At 32.8% G+C, this 17,986-nt stretch carries 18 protein-coding genes; 13 read left to right on the forward strand and 5 right to left on the reverse strand.

Features of this window, described 5'->3' with window-relative positions:
• Positions 1-3: 3 nt before the first annotated feature.
• The 5 genes from QLQ95_RS12020 to QLQ95_RS12040 all read left to right on the forward strand — a co-directional run bounded on the left by QLQ95_RS12020 (position 4) and on the right by QLQ95_RS12040 (position 4,925).
• The gene (locus QLQ95_RS12020) at positions 4-348 is read left to right on the forward strand and encodes a phage holin family protein (RefSeq protein WP_250834093.1); all 345 of its coding nucleotides are present in this window, start codon (positions 4-6) and stop codon (positions 346-348) included.
• A gap of 112 nt (positions 349-460) precedes the next feature.
• Complete coding sequence (locus QLQ95_RS12025; RefSeq protein WP_482503936.1) at positions 461-1,783, forward strand: trigger factor; 1,323 nt, start codon at positions 461-463, stop codon at positions 1,781-1,783.
• 283 nt (positions 1,784-2,066) lie between these two features.
• Entirely contained in the window at positions 2,067-2,741 is a 675-nt protein-coding gene (clpP, locus tag QLQ95_RS12030) for an ATP-dependent Clp endopeptidase proteolytic subunit ClpP (RefSeq protein ID WP_095927869.1), read from the forward strand.
• Between the two features lie 164 nt (positions 2,742-2,905).
• Positions 2,906-4,138 (forward strand): ATP-dependent Clp protease ATP-binding subunit ClpX, encoded by a 1,233-nt coding sequence (clpX, locus tag QLQ95_RS12035; RefSeq protein ID WP_095927868.1) that lies wholly within the window; start codon positions 2,906-2,908, stop codon positions 4,136-4,138.
• Positions 4,139-4,283: 145 nt separating this feature from the next.
• On the forward strand, positions 4,284-4,925 hold the full coding sequence (locus QLQ95_RS12040; RefSeq protein WP_482503938.1) for a murein L,D-transpeptidase catalytic domain-containing protein: 642 nt from the start codon (positions 4,284-4,286) through the stop codon (positions 4,923-4,925).
• 137 nt (positions 4,926-5,062) lie between these two features.
• Here the strand turns inward: QLQ95_RS12040 and QLQ95_RS12045 are convergent, their stop codons facing one another.
• Positions 5,063-6,028, reverse strand: coding sequence for a GlxA family transcriptional regulator (locus tag QLQ95_RS12045; RefSeq protein ID WP_320492749.1), 966 nt, complete (start codon positions 6,026-6,028; stop codon positions 5,063-5,065).
• 141 nt (positions 6,029-6,169) lie between these two features.
• Between QLQ95_RS12045 and QLQ95_RS12050 the strand changes: the two genes are divergently transcribed.
• The 6 genes from QLQ95_RS12050 to serB all read left to right on the forward strand — a co-directional run bounded on the left by QLQ95_RS12050 (position 6,170) and on the right by serB (position 9,877).
• Entirely contained in the window at positions 6,170-6,580 is a 411-nt protein-coding gene (locus QLQ95_RS12050; protein WP_320492750.1) for a VOC family protein, read from the forward strand.
• 32 nt (positions 6,581-6,612) lie between these two features.
• Positions 6,613-7,017 (forward strand): SRPBCC family protein, encoded by a 405-nt coding sequence (locus tag QLQ95_RS12055; protein WP_482503940.1) that lies wholly within the window; start codon positions 6,613-6,615, stop codon positions 7,015-7,017.
• Between the two features lie 110 nt (positions 7,018-7,127).
• A complete protein-coding gene (locus QLQ95_RS12060; RefSeq protein WP_482503942.1) occupies positions 7,128-7,538 on the forward strand; it encodes a VOC family protein in 411 nt (136 codons plus the stop codon).
• A 1-nt stretch (position 7,539) separates the two neighbouring features.
• Positions 7,540-7,977 carry an SRPBCC family protein gene (locus tag QLQ95_RS12065; RefSeq protein ID WP_482503944.1) on the forward strand — a complete coding sequence of 146 codons (438 nt, stop codon included), beginning with the start codon at positions 7,540-7,542 and terminating at the stop codon, positions 7,975-7,977.
• Positions 7,978-8,056: 79 nt separating this feature from the next.
• A complete protein-coding gene (locus tag QLQ95_RS12070) occupies positions 8,057-8,491 on the forward strand; it encodes a VOC family protein (RefSeq protein WP_482503945.1) in 435 nt (144 codons plus the stop codon).
• A gap of 156 nt (positions 8,492-8,647) precedes the next feature.
• Positions 8,648-9,877 (forward strand): phosphoserine phosphatase SerB, encoded by a 1,230-nt coding sequence (gene serB / locus QLQ95_RS12075; protein WP_482503946.1) that lies wholly within the window; start codon positions 8,648-8,650, stop codon positions 9,875-9,877.
• A gap of 98 nt (positions 9,878-9,975) precedes the next feature.
• On the opposite strand, the gene QLQ95_RS12080 is transcribed toward serB, so the two are convergent.
• Genes QLQ95_RS12080 through QLQ95_RS12090 form a run of 3 tightly spaced genes read right to left on the reverse strand, consistent with a single transcriptional unit; the run spans position 9,976 to position 12,726 of the window.
• Positions 9,976-10,899 (reverse strand): restriction endonuclease, encoded by a 924-nt coding sequence (locus tag QLQ95_RS12080; protein ID WP_320492752.1) that lies wholly within the window; start codon positions 10,897-10,899, stop codon positions 9,976-9,978.
• Positions 10,900-10,959: 60 nt separating this feature from the next.
• Positions 10,960-11,202 (reverse strand): redox-active disulfide protein 2, encoded by a 243-nt coding sequence (locus tag QLQ95_RS12085; protein ID WP_320492753.1) that lies wholly within the window; start codon positions 11,200-11,202, stop codon positions 10,960-10,962.
• A 12-nt stretch (positions 11,203-11,214) separates the two neighbouring features.
• Entirely contained in the window at positions 11,215-12,726 is a 1,512-nt protein-coding gene (locus tag QLQ95_RS12090; RefSeq protein ID WP_320492754.1) for a GH3 auxin-responsive promoter family protein, read from the reverse strand.
• A 241-nt stretch (positions 12,727-12,967) separates the two neighbouring features.
• On the opposite strand from QLQ95_RS12090, the gene QLQ95_RS12095 reads away from it, so the two are divergent.
• Complete coding sequence (locus QLQ95_RS12095) at positions 12,968-13,762, forward strand: DUF2797 domain-containing protein (protein WP_095927858.1); 795 nt, start codon at positions 12,968-12,970, stop codon at positions 13,760-13,762.
• Positions 13,763-14,011: 249 nt separating this feature from the next.
• Entirely contained in the window at positions 14,012-15,094 is a 1,083-nt protein-coding gene (locus QLQ95_RS12100; RefSeq protein ID WP_482503949.1) for a glycosyltransferase family 9 protein, read from the forward strand.
• Between the two features lie 133 nt (positions 15,095-15,227).
• Here QLQ95_RS12100 and QLQ95_RS12105 read toward each other — a convergent pair whose 3' ends face one another.
• A complete protein-coding gene (locus QLQ95_RS12105; protein ID WP_482503951.1) occupies positions 15,228-17,825 on the reverse strand; it encodes an AsmA family protein in 2,598 nt (865 codons plus the stop codon).
• Positions 17,826-17,986: the final 161 nt, after the last annotated feature.

The following is a 17,986-nucleotide window of genomic DNA, read 5'->3' on the forward strand; positions in this document are numbered from 1 at the left end:
ACTATGAAATTATTACTTAGACTTCTTGTTACAGCTGCTTTAGTTTTATTACTGTCTAATATTTTAACCGGAGTGGATGTTAAGAGTTTTGGTACGGCGGTAATTGTGGCAGTAGTTTTAGGATTACTGAATATTTTTATAAAACCAATTTTGGTCTTGCTAACCCTACCAGTAACGTTTGTTACGCTTGGTTTATTTTTATTAGTTATAAATGCTTTGATTATTTTGCTTTGTACAAAAATTGTTGGCGGTTTTGTAGTCGATACATTCTGGACAGCATTAATATTCAGCATTATTTTGTCTATCCTTCAATCTCTTACTTATAAAATATTGGGAGACGATAAATAAAACAATTGAGCAGATTAAAACTGCTTCAAATACAATAGATTAAAAACTTGGTTGGGTTGCAAAAATTTTATAATTTTGCAACCCAATTTTATTATGTAAATTAAAGAAGAAGATGGATATTAAAAGAGTAGCAATAGACGCTGTAAACGAGACAATCGTTATGAACGTTGTTCATATGGATTATAAAGGTCAAGTAGCAAAAAGAATTAACGAAAAAATGCCTTTAGCACAAGTTAAAGGATTTAGAAAAGGGGCAGTGCCTAAAGATCTTGTTGAAAAACAATACGGAAAAGCTATTAAGCAAGAAGAGATCAAAAAAGTAGTTGATTTGGCTTTAGAGCGTTATATTCAATCTGAAAGATTAAATCTTTTAGGAACTCCTCTTGCTAAAGTAGACGAAAACTTTAACTGGGATGCTGAAGAGTTAACTTTCGAATACGAAATTGGTTTAGTGCCAAACTTCGAAATTGATCTTGAAGCTAAAAATAATATCGTAAAATATATCGTTACTGCAGACGATAAATTAATCGACGGACAAGTGGAGCGTATCCAAAAACAATTTGGAAAAGCAGTTCCTCAAGAAGTTTCTGATGCTAAATCTGATTTAACTGGAACTTTCTCAAACGAAGCAAACGGAATCGATAATACGACTACAATTTCTGTTGATGCATTTAGCAAAAAAGCTCAAAAACAATTCACAGGTAAAAAAGTTGGAGATGTTGTTACAGTAAGCACAAAAGGTTTATTTGAAGACGATCACCAATTAATGGATTACTTAAAAGTAGGTCACGAAGGTGTTCACGGTTTAGATGTTGAAGTAAACTTTACTATCAGCGCCATCAACGGTTCTGAGCCAGCTGAATTAAACCAAGAATTATTTGATAAACTTTTTGGAGAAGGAAATGTTGCTTCTTTAGAAGATTTAAAAGCTAAAATTAAAGAAGATGCTGAAGCGCAATTCGCTCAACAAGCTGACCAAAAATTATTATTAGACGTTCAGGATTTCTTGATCGAAAACACAAAATTTGATTTACCAGTTGAATTCCTTAAAAAATGGTTGCAAACTGTAGGAGAGAAAAAACTTTCTGCAGAAGAAGCTGAAGTTGAATACGCAAGATCTGAAAAAGGTTTACGTTTCCAATTAATCGAAGGAAAAGCATTGGCTCAAAGCAATATCCAAATTACATTTGATGACTTGAAAGAGTTTACATCAGGTGCAATTAGACAGCAAATGGCTCAATTTGGTCAAACAAACCCAACTGAAGAAGAAGTTCAAGGAATCGTGGCTAGAGTTTTATCTAACCAAGACGAAGTAAAAAGACTTTCTGAGCAAGTTGTAGCAGCTAAAATGTTAGATATTTTCAAAGAAAAAGCTAACCCAACTACTAAAGAGGTTACTTACGAAGAATTTATTGCTGCTTCTTACGGAGAATAAATTTAAGTCTGAAAGTCTAAAGTTGTAAAGTCAAATTTTAAGATTTTATTACAGAAACTGAAAGATAAAAAAAGTTATATTTGAGCGTCAAAAGATATTTTTGACGCTCTTTTTTTGTTTTAAAAAGATCGTTGTTTTGAAATAATTATTTCTTAAATTTCAATAACGAAACTTCTATTATAAAAAGAAGACAAATTGGCATCTCTTATAAAAAGGTATGAACTTTGTTTAATTCGTTTAAGTCACATGCTGACTTTAGACTTTTCAACTTTAAACTAAAAATATGAACTACGGTAAAGAATTCAAAAAATTTGCTACAAAGCACCAAGGAGTAAACGCAATGTATTACGATAAAATCGTAGCAGCGATGACACCAACAAACATGACTCCATATATTATCGAAGAGCGTCAGCTGAATATTTCTCAATTAGACGTTTTCTCAAGATTAATGATGGACAGAATTATCTTTTTAGGAACTGGTATTGACGATCAGATTGCTAATATTGTTCAAGCTCAGTTGTTATTTTTAGAAAGCGCTGATGCTTCAAAAGATATTCAAATTTATTTAAACTCTCCAGGAGGAAGTGTTTATGCAGGTTTAGGAATTTACGATACTATGCAGTACATCAAACCAGATGTAGCAACAATCTGTACCGGAATGGCAGCTTCTATGGGAGCAGTTTTATTATGTGCAGGAGCTGCTGGAAAACGTTCTGCATTACCTCACTCAAGAGTAATGATTCACCAGCCATCTGGAGGAGCGCAAGGTGTTGCAACAGATATGGAAATCAACTTACGTGAGATGTTGAAATTAAAAGATGAATTATACAACATCATCTCTCAACATTCTGGACAAACTTTTGATAAAGTGCACAAAGACAGTGAGCGTGATTACTGGATGAAAGCAGATGAAGCAAAAGAGTACGGAATGATTGACGAAGTATTAAGAAGAAGCTAAGAATTAGTTTCAGGTCTCATGTTTCAAGTTGCTTCGGCAAATCTGAAACCTGAAACTTTAAACTTTAAACAAAAATATTAAGCTGTAAAGAGCTAAGTTTTTAAGTTTTAGGTCAAAAAGCTTAGAAACTTAGTATCTTTGCAGCTTAGTAACTTAAATATAGAATGGCAAAAGTAGTATTAGAATGTTCGTTTTGTGGAAGAAAGAAGCCAGAAACTAATTTATTAATTGCAGGTATCAATGCACATATTTGTGATAAGTGTATTGAACAGGCTCACGGAATTGTTTTAGAAGAATTAAAATCTAGCGGAAGCGCGAAACTAGTTGGGGACTTAATTTTAAAGAAACCGAAAGAAATTAGAGCTTTTCTAGATCAATATGTTATTGGTCAAGACCAGACGAAAAAAGTAATGTCAGTTGCGGTTTACAATCACTACAAACGTTTAATGCAACAGCAATTAGACGATGAAGTAGAGATCGAAAAAAGTAACATCATTATGGTGGGTCAGACAGGAACTGGAAAAACATTAGTGGCAAAAACTATTGCTAAAATGTTAGATGTTCCGTTAGCAATTGTTGATGCAACTGTATTGACAGAAGCTGGTTATGTTGGAGAAGATGTTGAAAGTATTTTGACACGTTTACTTCAGGCTGCAGATTATGATGTGGCTAAAGCAGAAAGAGGAATCGTATTTATTGATGAAATTGATAAAATTGCCCGTAAGAGCGATAATCCATCAATAACTCGTGATGTTTCTGGAGAAGGTGTTCAGCAGGCTTTATTGAAATTATTAGAAGGGACAGTTGTAAACGTACCGCCAAAAGGAGGACGTAAACATCCAGACCAGAAATTTGTTGAGGTAAATACTCAAAATATCTTATTTATTGCTGGTGGTGCTTTTGATGGGGTAGAACGTATTATTTCAAAACGTTTAAATCGTCAGGCAGTTGGGTACTCAACTTCTAAAAATGCTGACAATATAGATAAAGACAATTTGTTGCAATATATTATCCCAAAAGACATTAAAGACTTTGGTTTAATTCCTGAGATTATTGGACGTTTACCAGTTTTAACGCACATGGATCCTTTGGATAAAGCAACGCTTCGTGCAATTTTGACACAGCCTAAAAATGCGTTGATCAAACAATATCAGAAGTTATTCTTAATGGATGATGTTGAGTTTACAATTACCGATGAAGCTTTAGATTTTATTGTAGATAAAGCTTTAGAGTATAAACTAGGTGCGCGTGGATTACGTTCTTTATGTGAAGCTATCTTAACAGATGCCATGTACGAACTGCCAACATCTGATGATATTAGTCTGACAATCGACAAAGAATATGCAGAACATACGTTAAGTAAAAACTTATTGAAACGTATGGAGATTGCTTCGTAAACTTTAAAAATAGCTTTTTCAAAGATTTAAACTTTGGTAAAGTTCAATTTATAGAACCTGTTCATTTATTTGAGCAGGTTTTTTTATATACTTTTTTAATTCTATTTTCGTTTGTGCTTTTGTGTAAATATTTGATATGAAAAGAATGCTTTTTATAATTTGTCTGGTATTTGTTTTTTCTTGTAATAAAGAAAGCAAAAGAATAACTATTTCTGAAAATAAGCATAAAAGCGAAGCAGTTTCATTAGAAAATCCTCATATTGAAGTTAATTACAGTAATTATTATAAAGAAGCAGCATACTATTGTAAAGTCAATAATTTAAATCAAGATAAATTTATTTTGATTGACCTCGGATTGCATTCTGGTTATAAAAGATTTTTTGTTTACGATTTTAAAAAGAAGGAAGTCTCAAAATCGTATATGGTAAGTCATGGTTGTGGAGATAATCGATGGGGAGGAACTTCCTCTAAAAATAACGCAAGTATGAGTAACGAATTTGATTCGCATTGTTCTTCGGTTGGAAAATATGTCGTTTTAGATCGTGGTGTAAGTCAGTGGGGAATAAAAGTAAATTATGTTTTGCAAGGAAAAGAAAAAAGCAATTTTAATGCACGAAAACGTGCTATTGTTTTGCATTCTTGGGAAGCGGTGTCAGATGATGAAGTTTATCCAAAAGGAACACCAGAAGGCTGGGGCTGTCCTGCAGTTTCAAACGAAAGCATGAGAGAGATCGATGAACTTTTGAAAGCCAATAAAAAAGTACTCCTTTGGGTTGTTAAGTCTTAAAGCAATTCTGAAAAACAAAAGTTCTATTTTAGCCCTGATCGAAACGGCATCCTTTTGTTGTGGGGTTCACAACAAAAGATACAGTGTAGAGCAGGACGAAACGTTCTTATGAAAACGAATTGATCTGCTCCTTAAAATTATTGCACTCTAAATTTTTCTCGATATTCAATAGGTTTCATACCGACCATTTTATAAAATACTTTTCTAAAAGCTTTTGGATCATTATATCCAGTTTTCTCGATGATTTCCGAAATTGAAAGCTGAGTTTGTTCTAAGTATTTCTTTGAGCTTTCGACCCTGATATTCTGTAAATATTCAATCGGAGGAATTCCTGTTACTTGTTTGAAACGTCGAGTCATGTTTCGGGCACTGGTCGGGATATCTTTTGTGATTTCTTCCAGTTTTTCGATAGAATGATACTGATTTTCAATTTTTTGTTGCAATAGTGCAACTAAAGAATCATTGTGCAAATGATTGGGTCTAAAGGTGCTGAAATAACTTTGTTTATATCGATTCAAATCGATTGAAAATATTTTAGCAATTTTAACCGCCATTTCGTTACCGCAGAATTTCTGAACCAAAAGAATCAATAAATGAAAAGTTGAGGTAGATCCGCCGCTGGTGTATAAACTTCCGTCTGCAGTCAAAGTTTCCTCAGGTTTTAATTTTACCATCGGAAAAGCTTTGGTAAAGGCACTGCAAGCGTCAACATGTGTTGTGGCCAATTTTTCGTTCAATAAACCAGAAGCAGCAAACAAAAAAGCTCCAGTGCAAAAACTGGCTAATTCGGCTCCGGCTTTATGCTGTTTTTGCAACCACGGAATAAAGTTTCTATTCTTTTTAATCATCTCGCTCATATTATCGGTAGTAAAAGCGGGAATTAAAATTAAGTCTAAAAGACTTTCTGAAGTTTCAATAGCATTGCTTTTATATCCAAATAAATTTCCCTGATCCGTTTGCTCTTGCGACTGAAAAATCATAATCTCAAATGGTTTTTTGGTTCCAGCAGTAAGTTTATTGGCAGTTTCAAATACTTCCAAAATCGCTGCAATACTCAGTAATTTATAATCGTGAGGTATGATTAAACCTAGTTTCGTGCTCATGATATTTTGGTTTTTTGGAATTTCAATATCATACAAAAATAAGCAAATTGTCTCAAATGCCCCTAAAAATGACTTTTATTGGCATTTTTAAGTAATCTTAAAAAATTAAATTTGTTTTAATTAATTCGTAATTTTATAAAGATGAAAACAAAAATCTTCTTAAATCTTGCTGTAAAAGATTTAAATCGCGCAATATCTTTTTTTAACGAACTTGGCTTTTCGACCAATCCGAAATTTACTAATGACAAAGGAGCGTGTATCGTTATAAGCGAAAGCATCTTTATTATGCTTTTAGTAAAAGAGTTTTATCAAACCTTTACAAAGAAACAAATTTGTGATTCTACAACAACCAGCGAAGCTCTTATAGCGCTTTCTGTAGAAACACGAGAACAGGTAGATGAAATGATGGAAAAGGCCATTAAGGCCGGAGGAACAGATTACCAGCAATCTCAAGATTATGGCTGGATGTACCAAAGAACTTTTCTAGATGTAGACGGACATCACTGGGAAGTTTTCTTTATGGATGAAAGTCAGATTCCAGCTAACATGTAATAATCAATTAATAAATCACAAAAACGATAAAAATGATAACAATAAAAAACACTGTCAACGCATCTCTTGATAAAGTTTGGAATTTTTGGAATACTCCAGAACATATTACAAAATGGAGCTTTGCTTCTCCTGACTGGCACACACCTTATGCTGAAGCTGATTTAAGAGTAGGAGGGAAATTCAAATCGACTATGGCTGCCAAAGATGGAAGCATGAGTTTTGATTTTGAAGGTGAATTTACTTTAGTAAAACCAAACCAAGCGCTTTCGTATGTTATGGGAGACGGAAGAAAAGTTGAAATTACTTTTACAGAAACTGTAGATGGAGTTGAAATTGTAGAAAGTTTTGATCCAGAAACTCAAAATCCAGAAGAAATGCAGCGCGCTGGCTGGCAGGCAATTTTGGACAATTTTAAAAGCTACGTTGAAGCTAATTAAGGTGCAAAGAAGCAGAGTGACAAAGGTTCAAAGGTTGAAAATAGAATGCTAAATAATACTTATATGGTTTAAAAGAAATAAATATCTAACCCAACAAAAAAAAACAAAAAATGACAAAACAAATATGGTTGAATCTTCCTGTAAAGGATGTGGCAAAAGCGAAAGACTTTTTCTGGAAAATAGGTTTTTCGTTTAATGAACAGCATGACACGCCAAGCTCAACGTGTATGGTTGTAGGTGAAGGACATTTTGTAATAATGCTTTTTGAAGAAATGCTTTTTTCTAGTTTTTCTCAAAATAGTCTTACTGATACTAAATCGAGTTCAGAAGTCTTGATTTCGATAGACGCAGAAAGCAGGGAAGAAGTTGATGAACTAGCTGAAAAAGTCAAAGAAGCTGGCGGAAATATTTTTGCACCTCCTGCAGAAAGCCAAGGATGGATGTATGGCTGCGGTTTTGCCGATTTGGATGGTCATCGTTGGAATGTTTTATTTATGGATTTTAGTAAATTACCAGATTAATATGGAAAAATTAGTTTTTAATATCGATATAAAGGCTCCCAAAGAAAAGATTTGGAAAGTCTTATGGGACGACGAAACTTACAGAAAGTGGACAAGTGCTTTTTGTGAAGGAAGTTACGTTGAAACGAGTTGGAACGAAGGTGATAAAATTTATTTTTTAGGACCAGGCGGAGAAGGAATGAATAGTTTAATTGAAACCAAAATTCCAAACGAATACATGGCTTTTAAACATATGGGTGAACTGAAAGATCATAAAGAAGTTCCGCCAAATGAAGAAACAGAAAAATGGATTGGAGCAATGGAAACCTATCGTTTAGATCAAAAAGGTGATGTAGTTGACCTTCGTGTAGAAGTTGATGTAATCGAAAAACATATTGACTATTTCAAAGAAGCTTTTCCAAAAGGAATGGACGTGATTAAAGAGTTATCTGAGAAGTAGAAAATGTAGAAGAAAGGAGCAAGAATAAAGACTTGATCCTGAATTAGCAATTTATAATTAACAATTAATAATTGAAAAAATGGCAGCAATAAATCCATACTTAATGTTTAACGGAACATGCGAAGAAGCGTTCCTGTTTTATAAATCGGTTTTTGGCGGAGATTTTACTTTTATAGGAAAATTTAAAGATGCTCCGGCAGAAGAAGGCGAAGTGCTTTCTGAAGAAGTCCTGAATAGAATTATGCATGTGTCGCTTCCAATTGGAAGCACCATTTTAATGGGGAGTGACAGTCATCCAAGATATGGCGATGTAGGTTTTGGCGATAATTTCTCTATTTCGATCAACACAGAAAGTACAGAAGAAGCAGATAGAATTTTCAACGGACTTTCGGCTGGAGGAAAAGTAGAAATGCCAATGGATAATACTTTCTGGGGATCTTATTTTGGAATGTTTAAAGATAAGTTTGGCGTAAACTGGATGGTAAGTTTTGATAAAAATGAACCAATGAAATAATCAAAAAGTTATGTTATTTTAATAATAAAACAGAAATGTTAAATTACTCGAAAAAGCACATGAAAATGTGCTTTTTCATTTCAAAAAAACAATGATTATTCTTTTTTATCAACGAGAGATTGCCGATTTTTGTCGCTTCATAATCAAGAAAGAAAAATGGCAGCAGAAGACAAAGAAATAATTTTATTAAAAGTTTCTGGACACGATAAAATTGGAGTTACAGCAGGATTAACGGCTGTATTGGCAACATACGATGCCAATATTTTAGATATCGGACAAGCCGATATTCATGATACCCTTTCTTTAGGAATTTTGTTCGAAATTGCTGCGGGTTCTTCATCAGCGCCAGTTTTAAAGGATCTTTTGTTTAAAGCGTACGAATTAGAAATCAAAGTAAAATTTATTCCAATTTCAATAGAAGATTATGAAACATGGGTAAAATCACAATCTAAACAGCGCTATATCATCAATATTTTGGGCGAAAAACTTGCAGCATCGCAATTGTCTGCAGTAACCCAAATATTGTCAGACCAGAATCTGAATATCGATTCTATTATCCGATTAACAGGCAGAACTTCTATCGTCGAAAAAGAAGAATATCCACGCTCTTGTATTCAATTGTCTGTAACGGGCGAGATTGTAAACAAGATTATCATGACAGCAAGTTTTATGGAAATTTCCAGAACTTTGAACGTTGATATTTCATTCCAAGAAGATAATATTTACAGAAGAAACCGCCGTTTGGTTTGTTTCGATATGGATTCGACTTTAATTCAAACCGAAGTAATCGACGAGCTTGCTGAATTGAATGGAGTAGGAGATCAAGTTCGTGCCATTACAGAATCGGCTATGAATGGTGAAATTGATTTCAACGAAAGTTTCAAGAAACGTATGGCTCTTCTAGAAGGTTTGAGCGAAGAAGTCTTGCAAAATGTTGCAGTTAATTTACCAATAACACAAGGGGCGCATCGTTTAATGAAAGCGTTAAAATATTATGGCTATAAAACTGCCATTCTTTCGGGAGGATTTACCTATTTTGGAGAATACCTTCAAAAAGAATTAGGAATAGATTACGTTCACGCCAATCAATTAGAAATAAAAGATGGTAAACTAACAGGTAAATATTTAGGTGATATTGTTGACGGTCAGAAAAAAGCAGAATATCTAAAAGCAATTGCCGAAAAAGAAGGAATCCACATCAATCAGACTATCGCGGTTGGCGATGGAGCCAACGATCTGCCAATGCTAAATTTAGCAGGTCTTGGAATCGCTTTTCACGCAAAACCAAAAGTAAAAGAAAGCGCCTCAACTTCAATTTCAAGTTTAGGTCTTGATGGTGTTTTATATCTTTTAGGATATCACGATCGATATATTGATATGATGTAAGTTTTCATGTAATTTATCTACTATAATCAGAATAAAACAGAACCTCAGTTCATCAAAAAAGAACTGAGGTTTTTTATAAGTAGTTTCGATTTGAGGTATTATGACTCGTCAGTCATTGAATCCCAAAAATCTGAATCCATTTTCTTAATTTCAATAGTTTGCTCCACTTGCATTCCTAGTCCATAATCATAAATATAACTTGCTAAATTTTTTCCGTCAATTAATACAACAGTCGTATTTCCAAATAAATTTTCGACATACTCAATAGCACCTTTAGAAAAATAGGATGTCGTTATAAAAACACCTTTATTGGATTGTGCAACCGCTAGTGCTCCTACAAATTTTTGAATTTCTTCACGTCCAATAGCAATATCAAGACGATATCTTTTAGCTTGAATATTTATTCTTCCAAAACCCAAGATATCTTCTTTTACAATTCCATCAATCCCTCCATCATTAGATCTTTGCGTCACTAATCCTGAATTTTTTATTTCACCACCATATCCCATTTTTTGCAATAATAGCACAACTAACTTTTCAAAAGCAGTTGGTGTTTTACTTAGAATTGTTGTTAGGATTTCATCATAAATAGAATTTCTAATATTACTAAAAGATGTATATAATTTTTCTTGAGGAGTTGACCCATCATTTGTGTCAATTATTGTGATTTCAGGATTTTTGTTTATTTTTTTTGTTCTGTCGCGTTTTGCAACTTCTACATCAACATATGTATTAATTTTTTCTGGACTCTTTAGCATTTCTACGCCCTTAGAGTTTATTCTGTAATTACCCCTTGCAGGCTTGTCTAAAAGACCTGCCATATTCAGATAGCTTAATGCCCAAGATATTCGATCATAAAAGATATGCCCATTTCCGGAAGTATACATTTCATTTTTTTCTTGTTCCGTTAATGAAAATTCTTTAGAGAGAGGTTCAATAAAATCTTTTAATTTCATTGTTGATCCATCTAGTAACAAATTTAGCGCGGGGACTCTTATCTCATCATGTCTTGGGATTGGCATATTTTAGAATTTTTGATATTAATCGATTAAATAATTTCTATGATTTGAAAATTTCAGATTTTACTTTCTCGATTCCAACTCCCTTTTCATTTCCTTTAAATTCTTAAGATTCAAGAAAAGAATAGGCAATAAGGCGACAGGAATAACATTCATAGCGCTAAAACCTTTCATAAAAACAATGAATATATTAAGAATGAACAGCATAAAAAGTACAACGCAAAAAATCGTATTCACGGTTTTTAATGTCTTCTGATTTTTAATCAGTTCTTCATTGCTCATTTCGCTGAATTTTGTGTCTTTCATTTTATAGTTGTTTTAGCACATTTCTTTCAATTGTTCCAAATAATCCCTCTGATTCGAAAGTCTCGGAATCTTATGCTGACCGCCAAGTTTATCTCTTTCTTTCAGCCAATCGTAAAAAAGATTTTCGCGGGCAACATTCACCACCAAAGGATTTAATGTCATATTGTTGTAGCGTTTCGCTTCGTAATCAGAATTTAGAGTTTGTAAAGTCTCGTCTAGAACTTTTTGAAAAAGACCTACATCAGCAGGGTTTTTCTTAAATTCAATCATCCATTCATGAGCGCCTTTTTCTTTATCATGCATAAAAATAGGAGCAACCGTATAATCGATAACTTCTGTTTGTGTAACCTGGCACGCTTTTGCAATAGCTTGGTCAGTGTTTTCGACCATTAATTCTTCGCCAAAAACATTAATATGATGTTTGGTTCTTCCCGTAACTCTAATTCTGTACGGATTTAAAGAAGTAAAACGAATCGTGTCGCCAATTAAATAACGCCACAAACCAGAATTAGTAGTAATAACAATTGCGTAGTTTTTATTCAATTCTACATCGGCCAGACGAACTACTTTTTGGTTTGGAGTTCCAAAAGTATCCATCGGAATAAATTCGTAGAAAATTCCATAATCCAACATCAATAATAAATCGCTTGAGTTATTTAAATCCTGAATAGCAAAGAACCCTTCAGAAGCGTTGTAGATTTCATAATATTTAAAATCTTTACTTGGTAAAATTTTCTTGTATTGTTCTTTGTACGGAGAAAAACTTACTCCGCCATGAAAATAGACTTCAAGATTCGGCCAAATTTCCAATAAACTCTGTTTGCCAGTATTTTCTAAAACTTTATTCATTAAAACCAGCATCCAAGAAGGAACTCCAGCAAAACTGGTTACGTTTTCATTTTTAGTTTCGTTGATAATTGCAGCCATTTTAGTTTCCCATTCGCTCATTAACGAAGTTTTACTGCTAGGCGTACTGCTAAATTCAGCCCAAATAGGCATGTTTTCAATCAAAATTGCCGATAAATCGCCAAAGAAAGTATTGTTGTTTTCATAAATCTGAGAACTTCCTCCCAAACGAAGGCTTTTACCCAAAAACAATTCAGAATCTTCATTATTATTCAAATACAGACACAAAAGGTCTTTACTTCCTTTATAATGACAATCTTCCAAAGCTTCGTTACTTACTGGAATAAATTTACTTTTTGCATTTGTAGTTCCGCTAGATTTGGCAAACCATTTAATTGGCGTTTCCCAAAACACATTTTGCTCGCCTAAACGCGTACGTTCGATTAGCGGTTGTAATTCTTCATAAGTTGCAATTGGAACTCTTTCTGCAAAGGTTTGATAAGAGTTAATACTCGAGAAATCATATTGTTTTCCAATAACCGTATTTTCAGATGCCGTCAATAAGTTGTGCAATAATTCTTCCTGAACTTCATTTGGGTATTTTAAAAAAAGCTCTATTTGATGAATCCTTTGTTTAAGAACCCAAGATGCAAACGAATTGATAATAGATAAAGGCATGAATCTGTTTTTTAGTTAGCTAATTTTAGGTTTTAAATCTTACAATCTATATAAAACAAAAAACTTAAAATTTGAATATCGATAGACAAATAGTAACTTTGTCTTCATATCAAAAATAATATTTTTTTGTAATAAACAATTCGATTTAAGGTAAAGATTCTACCTAATAAGTCGAATTTTAACACAAAAAATTTAAATCTTTTGATAAATCTAAATCAGCAATTATAAATAAAAAATACGAATGCAATATCAAGGCGTACTCACAAAAATGCAAACCGAACTTGGAAGTCCAATTCAATATTATTTGGTTTTCGAAGATAGTTTCTTAAATGTTAATCAATTATTAGATAAAGAAATTGAAATCAATTTTGTGGGCTGTCAATGCTTAAATTGCGGTAAAAAGAAAAAAATATACCGACAAGGTTTCTGTTACGAGTGTTTTTATTCAAGCCCTGCAGTAGGAGATTGGATTATGAGACCAGAATTGAGTACAGCGCACTTAGGAATTGCAGATAGAGATTTAGAATATGAATCAAAAGCGCAATTGCAGCCACACGTGGTGTATTTGGCTTCGGCTTGTGAAATAAAAGTTGGAGTGACTCGCAAATCGCAAGTTCCAACTCGTTGGATCGATCAAGGTGCTTCTCAGGCCATTGCCATTGTTGAGGTTCCGAACCGATATTTGGCAGGAATAACAGAGGTAGCATTAAAAGACCATTATACAGACAAAACCAATTGGAGAAAAATGTTGCAAAACGCTGTTGAAAGTTTTGATTTAATTGCAGAGAAAGCAAAAATCGAAAGTTTAATTCCAACAGAAGTTAGGGATTATTTTTATGCTGAAAAAAATGATGTTTATGAACTTCAGTATCCCGTTTTGAGTTATCCGGCTAAAGTGAACAGTTTAAATCTTGATAAAACACCTTCTTTCAGCGGAAAATTAACTGGAATTAAAGGTCAGTATTTGTTATTTGAGGATGGTACCGTTTTTAATATTCGCGGTTCTGAAGGGTATGTGGTTTCAATAAATGTCTAGGTTTTCTAAGGAGTTGTCGATGTTTATTGCATAATCGTCTATTAATTTGTTAATTCTGTGATAATTTATTGTAATTTTAGCTCAATTCCAAAACACAAAAAGGTGTAAATGATGATACATTTGGTTACAATTTTGTAACAAATGCTTATTGGAAGAATTTATTTTTAGATAATAAAAGAAGGTAGATTTGAGACTGCCACTATTTCTAAAATTTAATTAAGATTTTATAATTAATAAATTATTCCATAAATGAGTGTTTTAAGCAAAATAAACGTACACAGACGTAGCATAATGCGGAATCTGACTAAGAATGTTGGAAAGACAAATATGCAGGACGATTTTATTTTGGTCGATAAGAGCGAGATCAAAAAAGTTCTGATCTGTAGACCAAATGGAAGATTAGGAAACCTTTTGTTAATTACGCCACTTGTTCAGGAAGTGTCTGAAATGTTTCCAAATTGTAAAATTGATTTATTTGTAAAAGGAACTTTGGCTCCAATTATTTTTGAAAAATACGATACTGTTGACAAAATAATTCATCTGCCTAAAAAACCATTTAAAAGTTTGCTGGCCTATTCAAAAGTCTGGATTTCATTAAAGAGGACACCATATGATTTAGCGATTAATGTAGATCAAAACTCCTCTTCGGGTCGATTGGCAGTTCAATTTTCAAATGCCAAATACAAGTTTTTTGGAGATTCTAATGAAGAAGAAACCGAGCATAAAAGTGATTTTGAACATATTGCAAAATACCCTGTTTATAATTTCCGCAATTATCTTTCAAAACTGAGACTACCAACAAACAGCAATAAAATAATTGCTCCTTTAGAACTTAAATTATCGGCTTCTGAAATTGCAGAAGGCAGAAAGATATTAAGCGAACTAACGAATAACGATAAAAAGACAATTTGTATTTTTACCTATGCAACGGGATCAAAATGTCTGTCGGAGGAATGGTGGGAAAAATTCTATTCTCAACTTACTTCAGAGTATAAAGACTATAATATTGTCGAGATTTTGCCTGTAGAAAACGTATCGCAAATTGGATTTAAAGCACCAACATTTTACAGTAAAGATATTCGAGAAATAGGATCTGTTATTGCAAACGCAGATTTGTTTATTGGTGCCGACAGCGGAATTATGCATTTATCAAGTTCAGTACATACACCAACTATTGGATTGTTTTCTGTATCTAATTTGAAAAAATATGAACCGTATGACAATTGTAGTATCGGAATAGATGTTAATCTCTACACGAAAAAACAATACATAAAAACAATAAATTCAATTTTGAATAACGGTAGATTAAATTTTTATTCAAGAGCGATATAATAAAAAAAAATCCTGTTCAATTCGAACAGGATTTTTTTTTAAAGATGCTAAGTTTCTAAGATACTGAGGTTCTAAGTTTTTTAAGCTTTAGAAAAACTTAGTATCTTAGAACCTTTGCATCTTAGCAACTTTTTTATGGATTCTTCTTCTTAAACAATCCATTCAGCAAATCATTGGCTTTTTTAGTTACTTCCTGAGTTTTTTGCTCTTTCTCAGTTTTAGCAGCTTGAGTTGTATCTTTCGCTTTAGTATTTTTATTGATTAAATCTGTAAGTGCGGTAGTTCCTTTTTGAGTCAGTTTTTCTTTTTGCTGATTAACCAATTGTGTAGTCAAATTGCTTACAGCAGCTTTCATATCTGTACTGATCTTAGGATTTGAAAAGTTACCCGTCAAAGCGGCATTAATTGGAATGTTTTCCAATTTTGCAGCATCAGCAGGAGATAATTTTGCAATTAAATTATTGGCTTCAGTTCCTAAATATTTAGCAGGAACATCAAATTTAATTGTATAATTCATGGTTTGGTCAAAACCGTGAGTTCCGCCAACTGTCGCTTTAATGTCTTGATATTTAATGTCGAATGGTTTTACATTTACTTTTCCGTTGTCAAAAGTTAATGCCATTTTCAAATCATTTAGATTTAGTTTGTTCAAATCTAAAAACTTAACATTTGAAGTAAGTGAATTTAAAACAGTTGAATTTTGGGCATTTACCGTAGTCGATAATAATTGGCCTAATAAATCTCCTGAAATTGATTTAAGATCTGGAGTCAATTCTTTTGCATCCAAATTACCATTCAATTTGATAGTCGAATTTAATTTTCCGTTGATGATTCCCGCAATTGGAGCGATTTTTTTCATCATGTCCAACTGTGTAAAAGTCTGTGCAATATCAACTTGATTGAATCCTAAGTTCATATCAAACGTAGGTACTTTTTCTTTTGTAGAAACGGCTCCGTTAAGACCAATTGATCCGCCGAAGATATTTGTTTTAAAGTTTTGAAGAGTTGCTTTCTCGTCTTTAATAATTAATGTTCCAGCAACATCCTGAAGTTTTAAATTATCGTATAAAACGGTTGTCGCTTTAGCATTTAAAGTACAGTTTAAGAAAGCCGGAATCTTGATCGCTTCAGCTGGTTTCGCTTCTGTTTTTGCAGTTGCAGGTTCGCCAGAAGTCATAAAATCATCAACAGCCAATTGTTTTGAGCTCATGTTGAAATTTCCTCTTAGTTCTTGTTTTTTAAACATAAAACCATAGAAATTTTCTAAAACCCCGTTAATGCTAATATCACTTTTTCCAGTTGTAGCATCAAATTGTTTTAAGTTGATTTTGCTCGGATTAAATTCGACCAACGCTGTACTGATGTTCATTGCTTTATTGTTTTCATCAGTATATTTAAATCCTGACAAACTCATTGTACCCGCATTTTTTATGTTTTGATATTGGCTTTTCTCTACAGAAGCCATATCAAAATTTGTGGTTACATCAGCTTTTAAAATACCTGCCAAAGGCTTATCCATTTTAATTGGATAGGCTTTCGAAAGATTAGCTAAGTTGATAGTTCCTTTTAAAGCGGCATCAACAATTGGATTTACCGTTATGTTTTTGATATTTGCTTTAGCATTAAAAACATCTTGGTCAATTCTGAAAGATAACTGATCTAAATTAACGTAAGTATCATTTAAGATTCCAGTTTCGTTAATGATTTTCGTATCAATTACAATATTCTGAACCGATTTTGGAAGGTTTGGATATTGAAAAGAAGAGTTGTTTGATGCAATTTTGATATTAAATTTAGGAACTGTTGTATCTGTCAATTCACCTTTTGCAAAACCATTTACAGTAAAATCTCCAGTCGTTTTTACACCTTCTAAACTAGAGGCGTACGCCGAAGGAATTAAACCTAAGAAGTTTGTAAACGATGAAGTAGGCGTTTTGAATTTCAAATCGTAAATCTGAGCTTTTTCAGTCATTTGGATAAATCCGTCAAACTCTAAAGGCAATTGATTGATTAAAGCTTTATTTTCTTTGAAAGTATATTTGCTCTTCTCTAAATCAATTCCAAGAACGGCATCTAAAGTCAGTTTCACATTTTTCATGTAATTCATTTTATCCATGTCCAATGAAACTTTTGCAGTAGATTTTGTTGTCAAATCTAATTTTGAATTGGTAAAATCTCCAGTTCCTTCGTGGTTTAAACTGTCAATTACCATTTTAATTTTAGAACCTTGATCGATGTATCTAAAAGTAAAATTCTCAATCTTATAGTTTTGAATTTTAAGCGCAAGTGGTTTGCTTGCTTCATCTTTTTTATCTTCTTTTTTGTCTTTTAAGGCAATATCGAAGTTTCCGACACCATCTTTATTGAAAATAATGTTTATTAATCCGTTTGTAGAACTGATTCCCTGAATGCTTAAAGGTTCATCTTTTCCTTTGAAAAGTTCTTTAACGCTCATTTTTAAATTTAATTCTCCTAAAGAAACCAATGTGTCTCCTTCAAAAGGAGCTTTGTTGATGATAACTAATTTCTCGATTCCAACCGTTGCATTTGGAAAATTTTTAAATAAACTTAAATCGGCATCTGTAAAACTTACTTTGGCGTCAACACTTTCGTTAATTGCTTCGACGATTTTAGATTTGATTTGGTCTTTAAACAAAAACGGAATGGCAAATAAGGCAGCAACAAATACCACAATAACTATGGCACTTATTTTTAAAACTTTTTTTAGCATATATTAATAGATTTGAGGGTTAACATTTTAAAATCGACTCCTGCAAAAATAGTTTTTTTTACTACAGTTTGCAGATAAAGTTTTCTTAAAAAGTAAGAATTTTATTAAAATTGTTAAATAAAAAAAATCCGTTAAGAACTATTTTCAAAACGGATTTTTAA

It is taken from the genome of Flavobacterium sp. B330r, from assembly GCF_056824325.1.

Bases quoted from the DNA above. Each gene is read 5' to 3' on its own strand.
- QLQ95_RS12020 (WP_250834093.1), top strand. From the start codon at position 4: ATGAAATTATTACTTAGACTTCTTGTTACAGCTGCTTTAGTTTTATTA.
- QLQ95_RS12025 (WP_482503936.1), top strand. From the start codon at position 461: ATGGATATTAAAAGAGTAGCAATAGACGCTGTAAACGAGACAATCGTT.
- clpP (WP_095927869.1), top strand. From the start codon at position 2,067: ATGAACTACGGTAAAGAATTCAAAAAATTTGCTACAAAGCACCAAGGA.
- clpX (WP_095927868.1), top strand. From the start codon at position 2,906: ATGGCAAAAGTAGTATTAGAATGTTCGTTTTGTGGAAGAAAGAAGCCA.
- QLQ95_RS12040 (WP_482503938.1), top strand. From the start codon at position 4,284: ATGCTTTTTATAATTTGTCTGGTATTTGTTTTTTCTTGTAATAAAGAA.
- QLQ95_RS12045 (WP_320492749.1), bottom strand. From the start codon at position 6,028: ATGAGCACGAAACTAGGTTTAATCATACCTCACGATTATAAATTACTG.
- QLQ95_RS12050 (WP_320492750.1), top strand. From the start codon at position 6,170: ATGAAAACAAAAATCTTCTTAAATCTTGCTGTAAAAGATTTAAATCGC.
- QLQ95_RS12055 (WP_482503940.1), top strand. From the start codon at position 6,613: ATGATAACAATAAAAAACACTGTCAACGCATCTCTTGATAAAGTTTGG.
- QLQ95_RS12060 (WP_482503942.1), top strand. From the start codon at position 7,128: ATGACAAAACAAATATGGTTGAATCTTCCTGTAAAGGATGTGGCAAAA.
- QLQ95_RS12065 (WP_482503944.1), top strand. From the start codon at position 7,540: ATGGAAAAATTAGTTTTTAATATCGATATAAAGGCTCCCAAAGAAAAG.
- QLQ95_RS12070 (WP_482503945.1), top strand. From the start codon at position 8,057: ATGGCAGCAATAAATCCATACTTAATGTTTAACGGAACATGCGAAGAA.
- serB (WP_482503946.1), top strand. From the start codon at position 8,648: ATGGCAGCAGAAGACAAAGAAATAATTTTATTAAAAGTTTCTGGACAC.
- QLQ95_RS12080 (WP_320492752.1), bottom strand. From the start codon at position 10,899: ATGCCAATCCCAAGACATGATGAGATAAGAGTCCCCGCGCTAAATTTG.
- QLQ95_RS12085 (WP_320492753.1), bottom strand. From the start codon at position 11,202: ATGAAAGACACAAAATTCAGCGAAATGAGCAATGAAGAACTGATTAAA.
- QLQ95_RS12090 (WP_320492754.1), bottom strand. From the start codon at position 12,726: ATGCCTTTATCTATTATCAATTCGTTTGCATCTTGGGTTCTTAAACAA.
- QLQ95_RS12095 (WP_095927858.1), top strand. From the start codon at position 12,968: ATGCAATATCAAGGCGTACTCACAAAAATGCAAACCGAACTTGGAAGT.
- QLQ95_RS12100 (WP_482503949.1), top strand. From the start codon at position 14,012: ATGAGTGTTTTAAGCAAAATAAACGTACACAGACGTAGCATAATGCGG.
- QLQ95_RS12105 (WP_482503951.1), bottom strand. From the start codon at position 17,825: ATGCTAAAAAAAGTTTTAAAAATAAGTGCCATAGTTATTGTGGTATTT.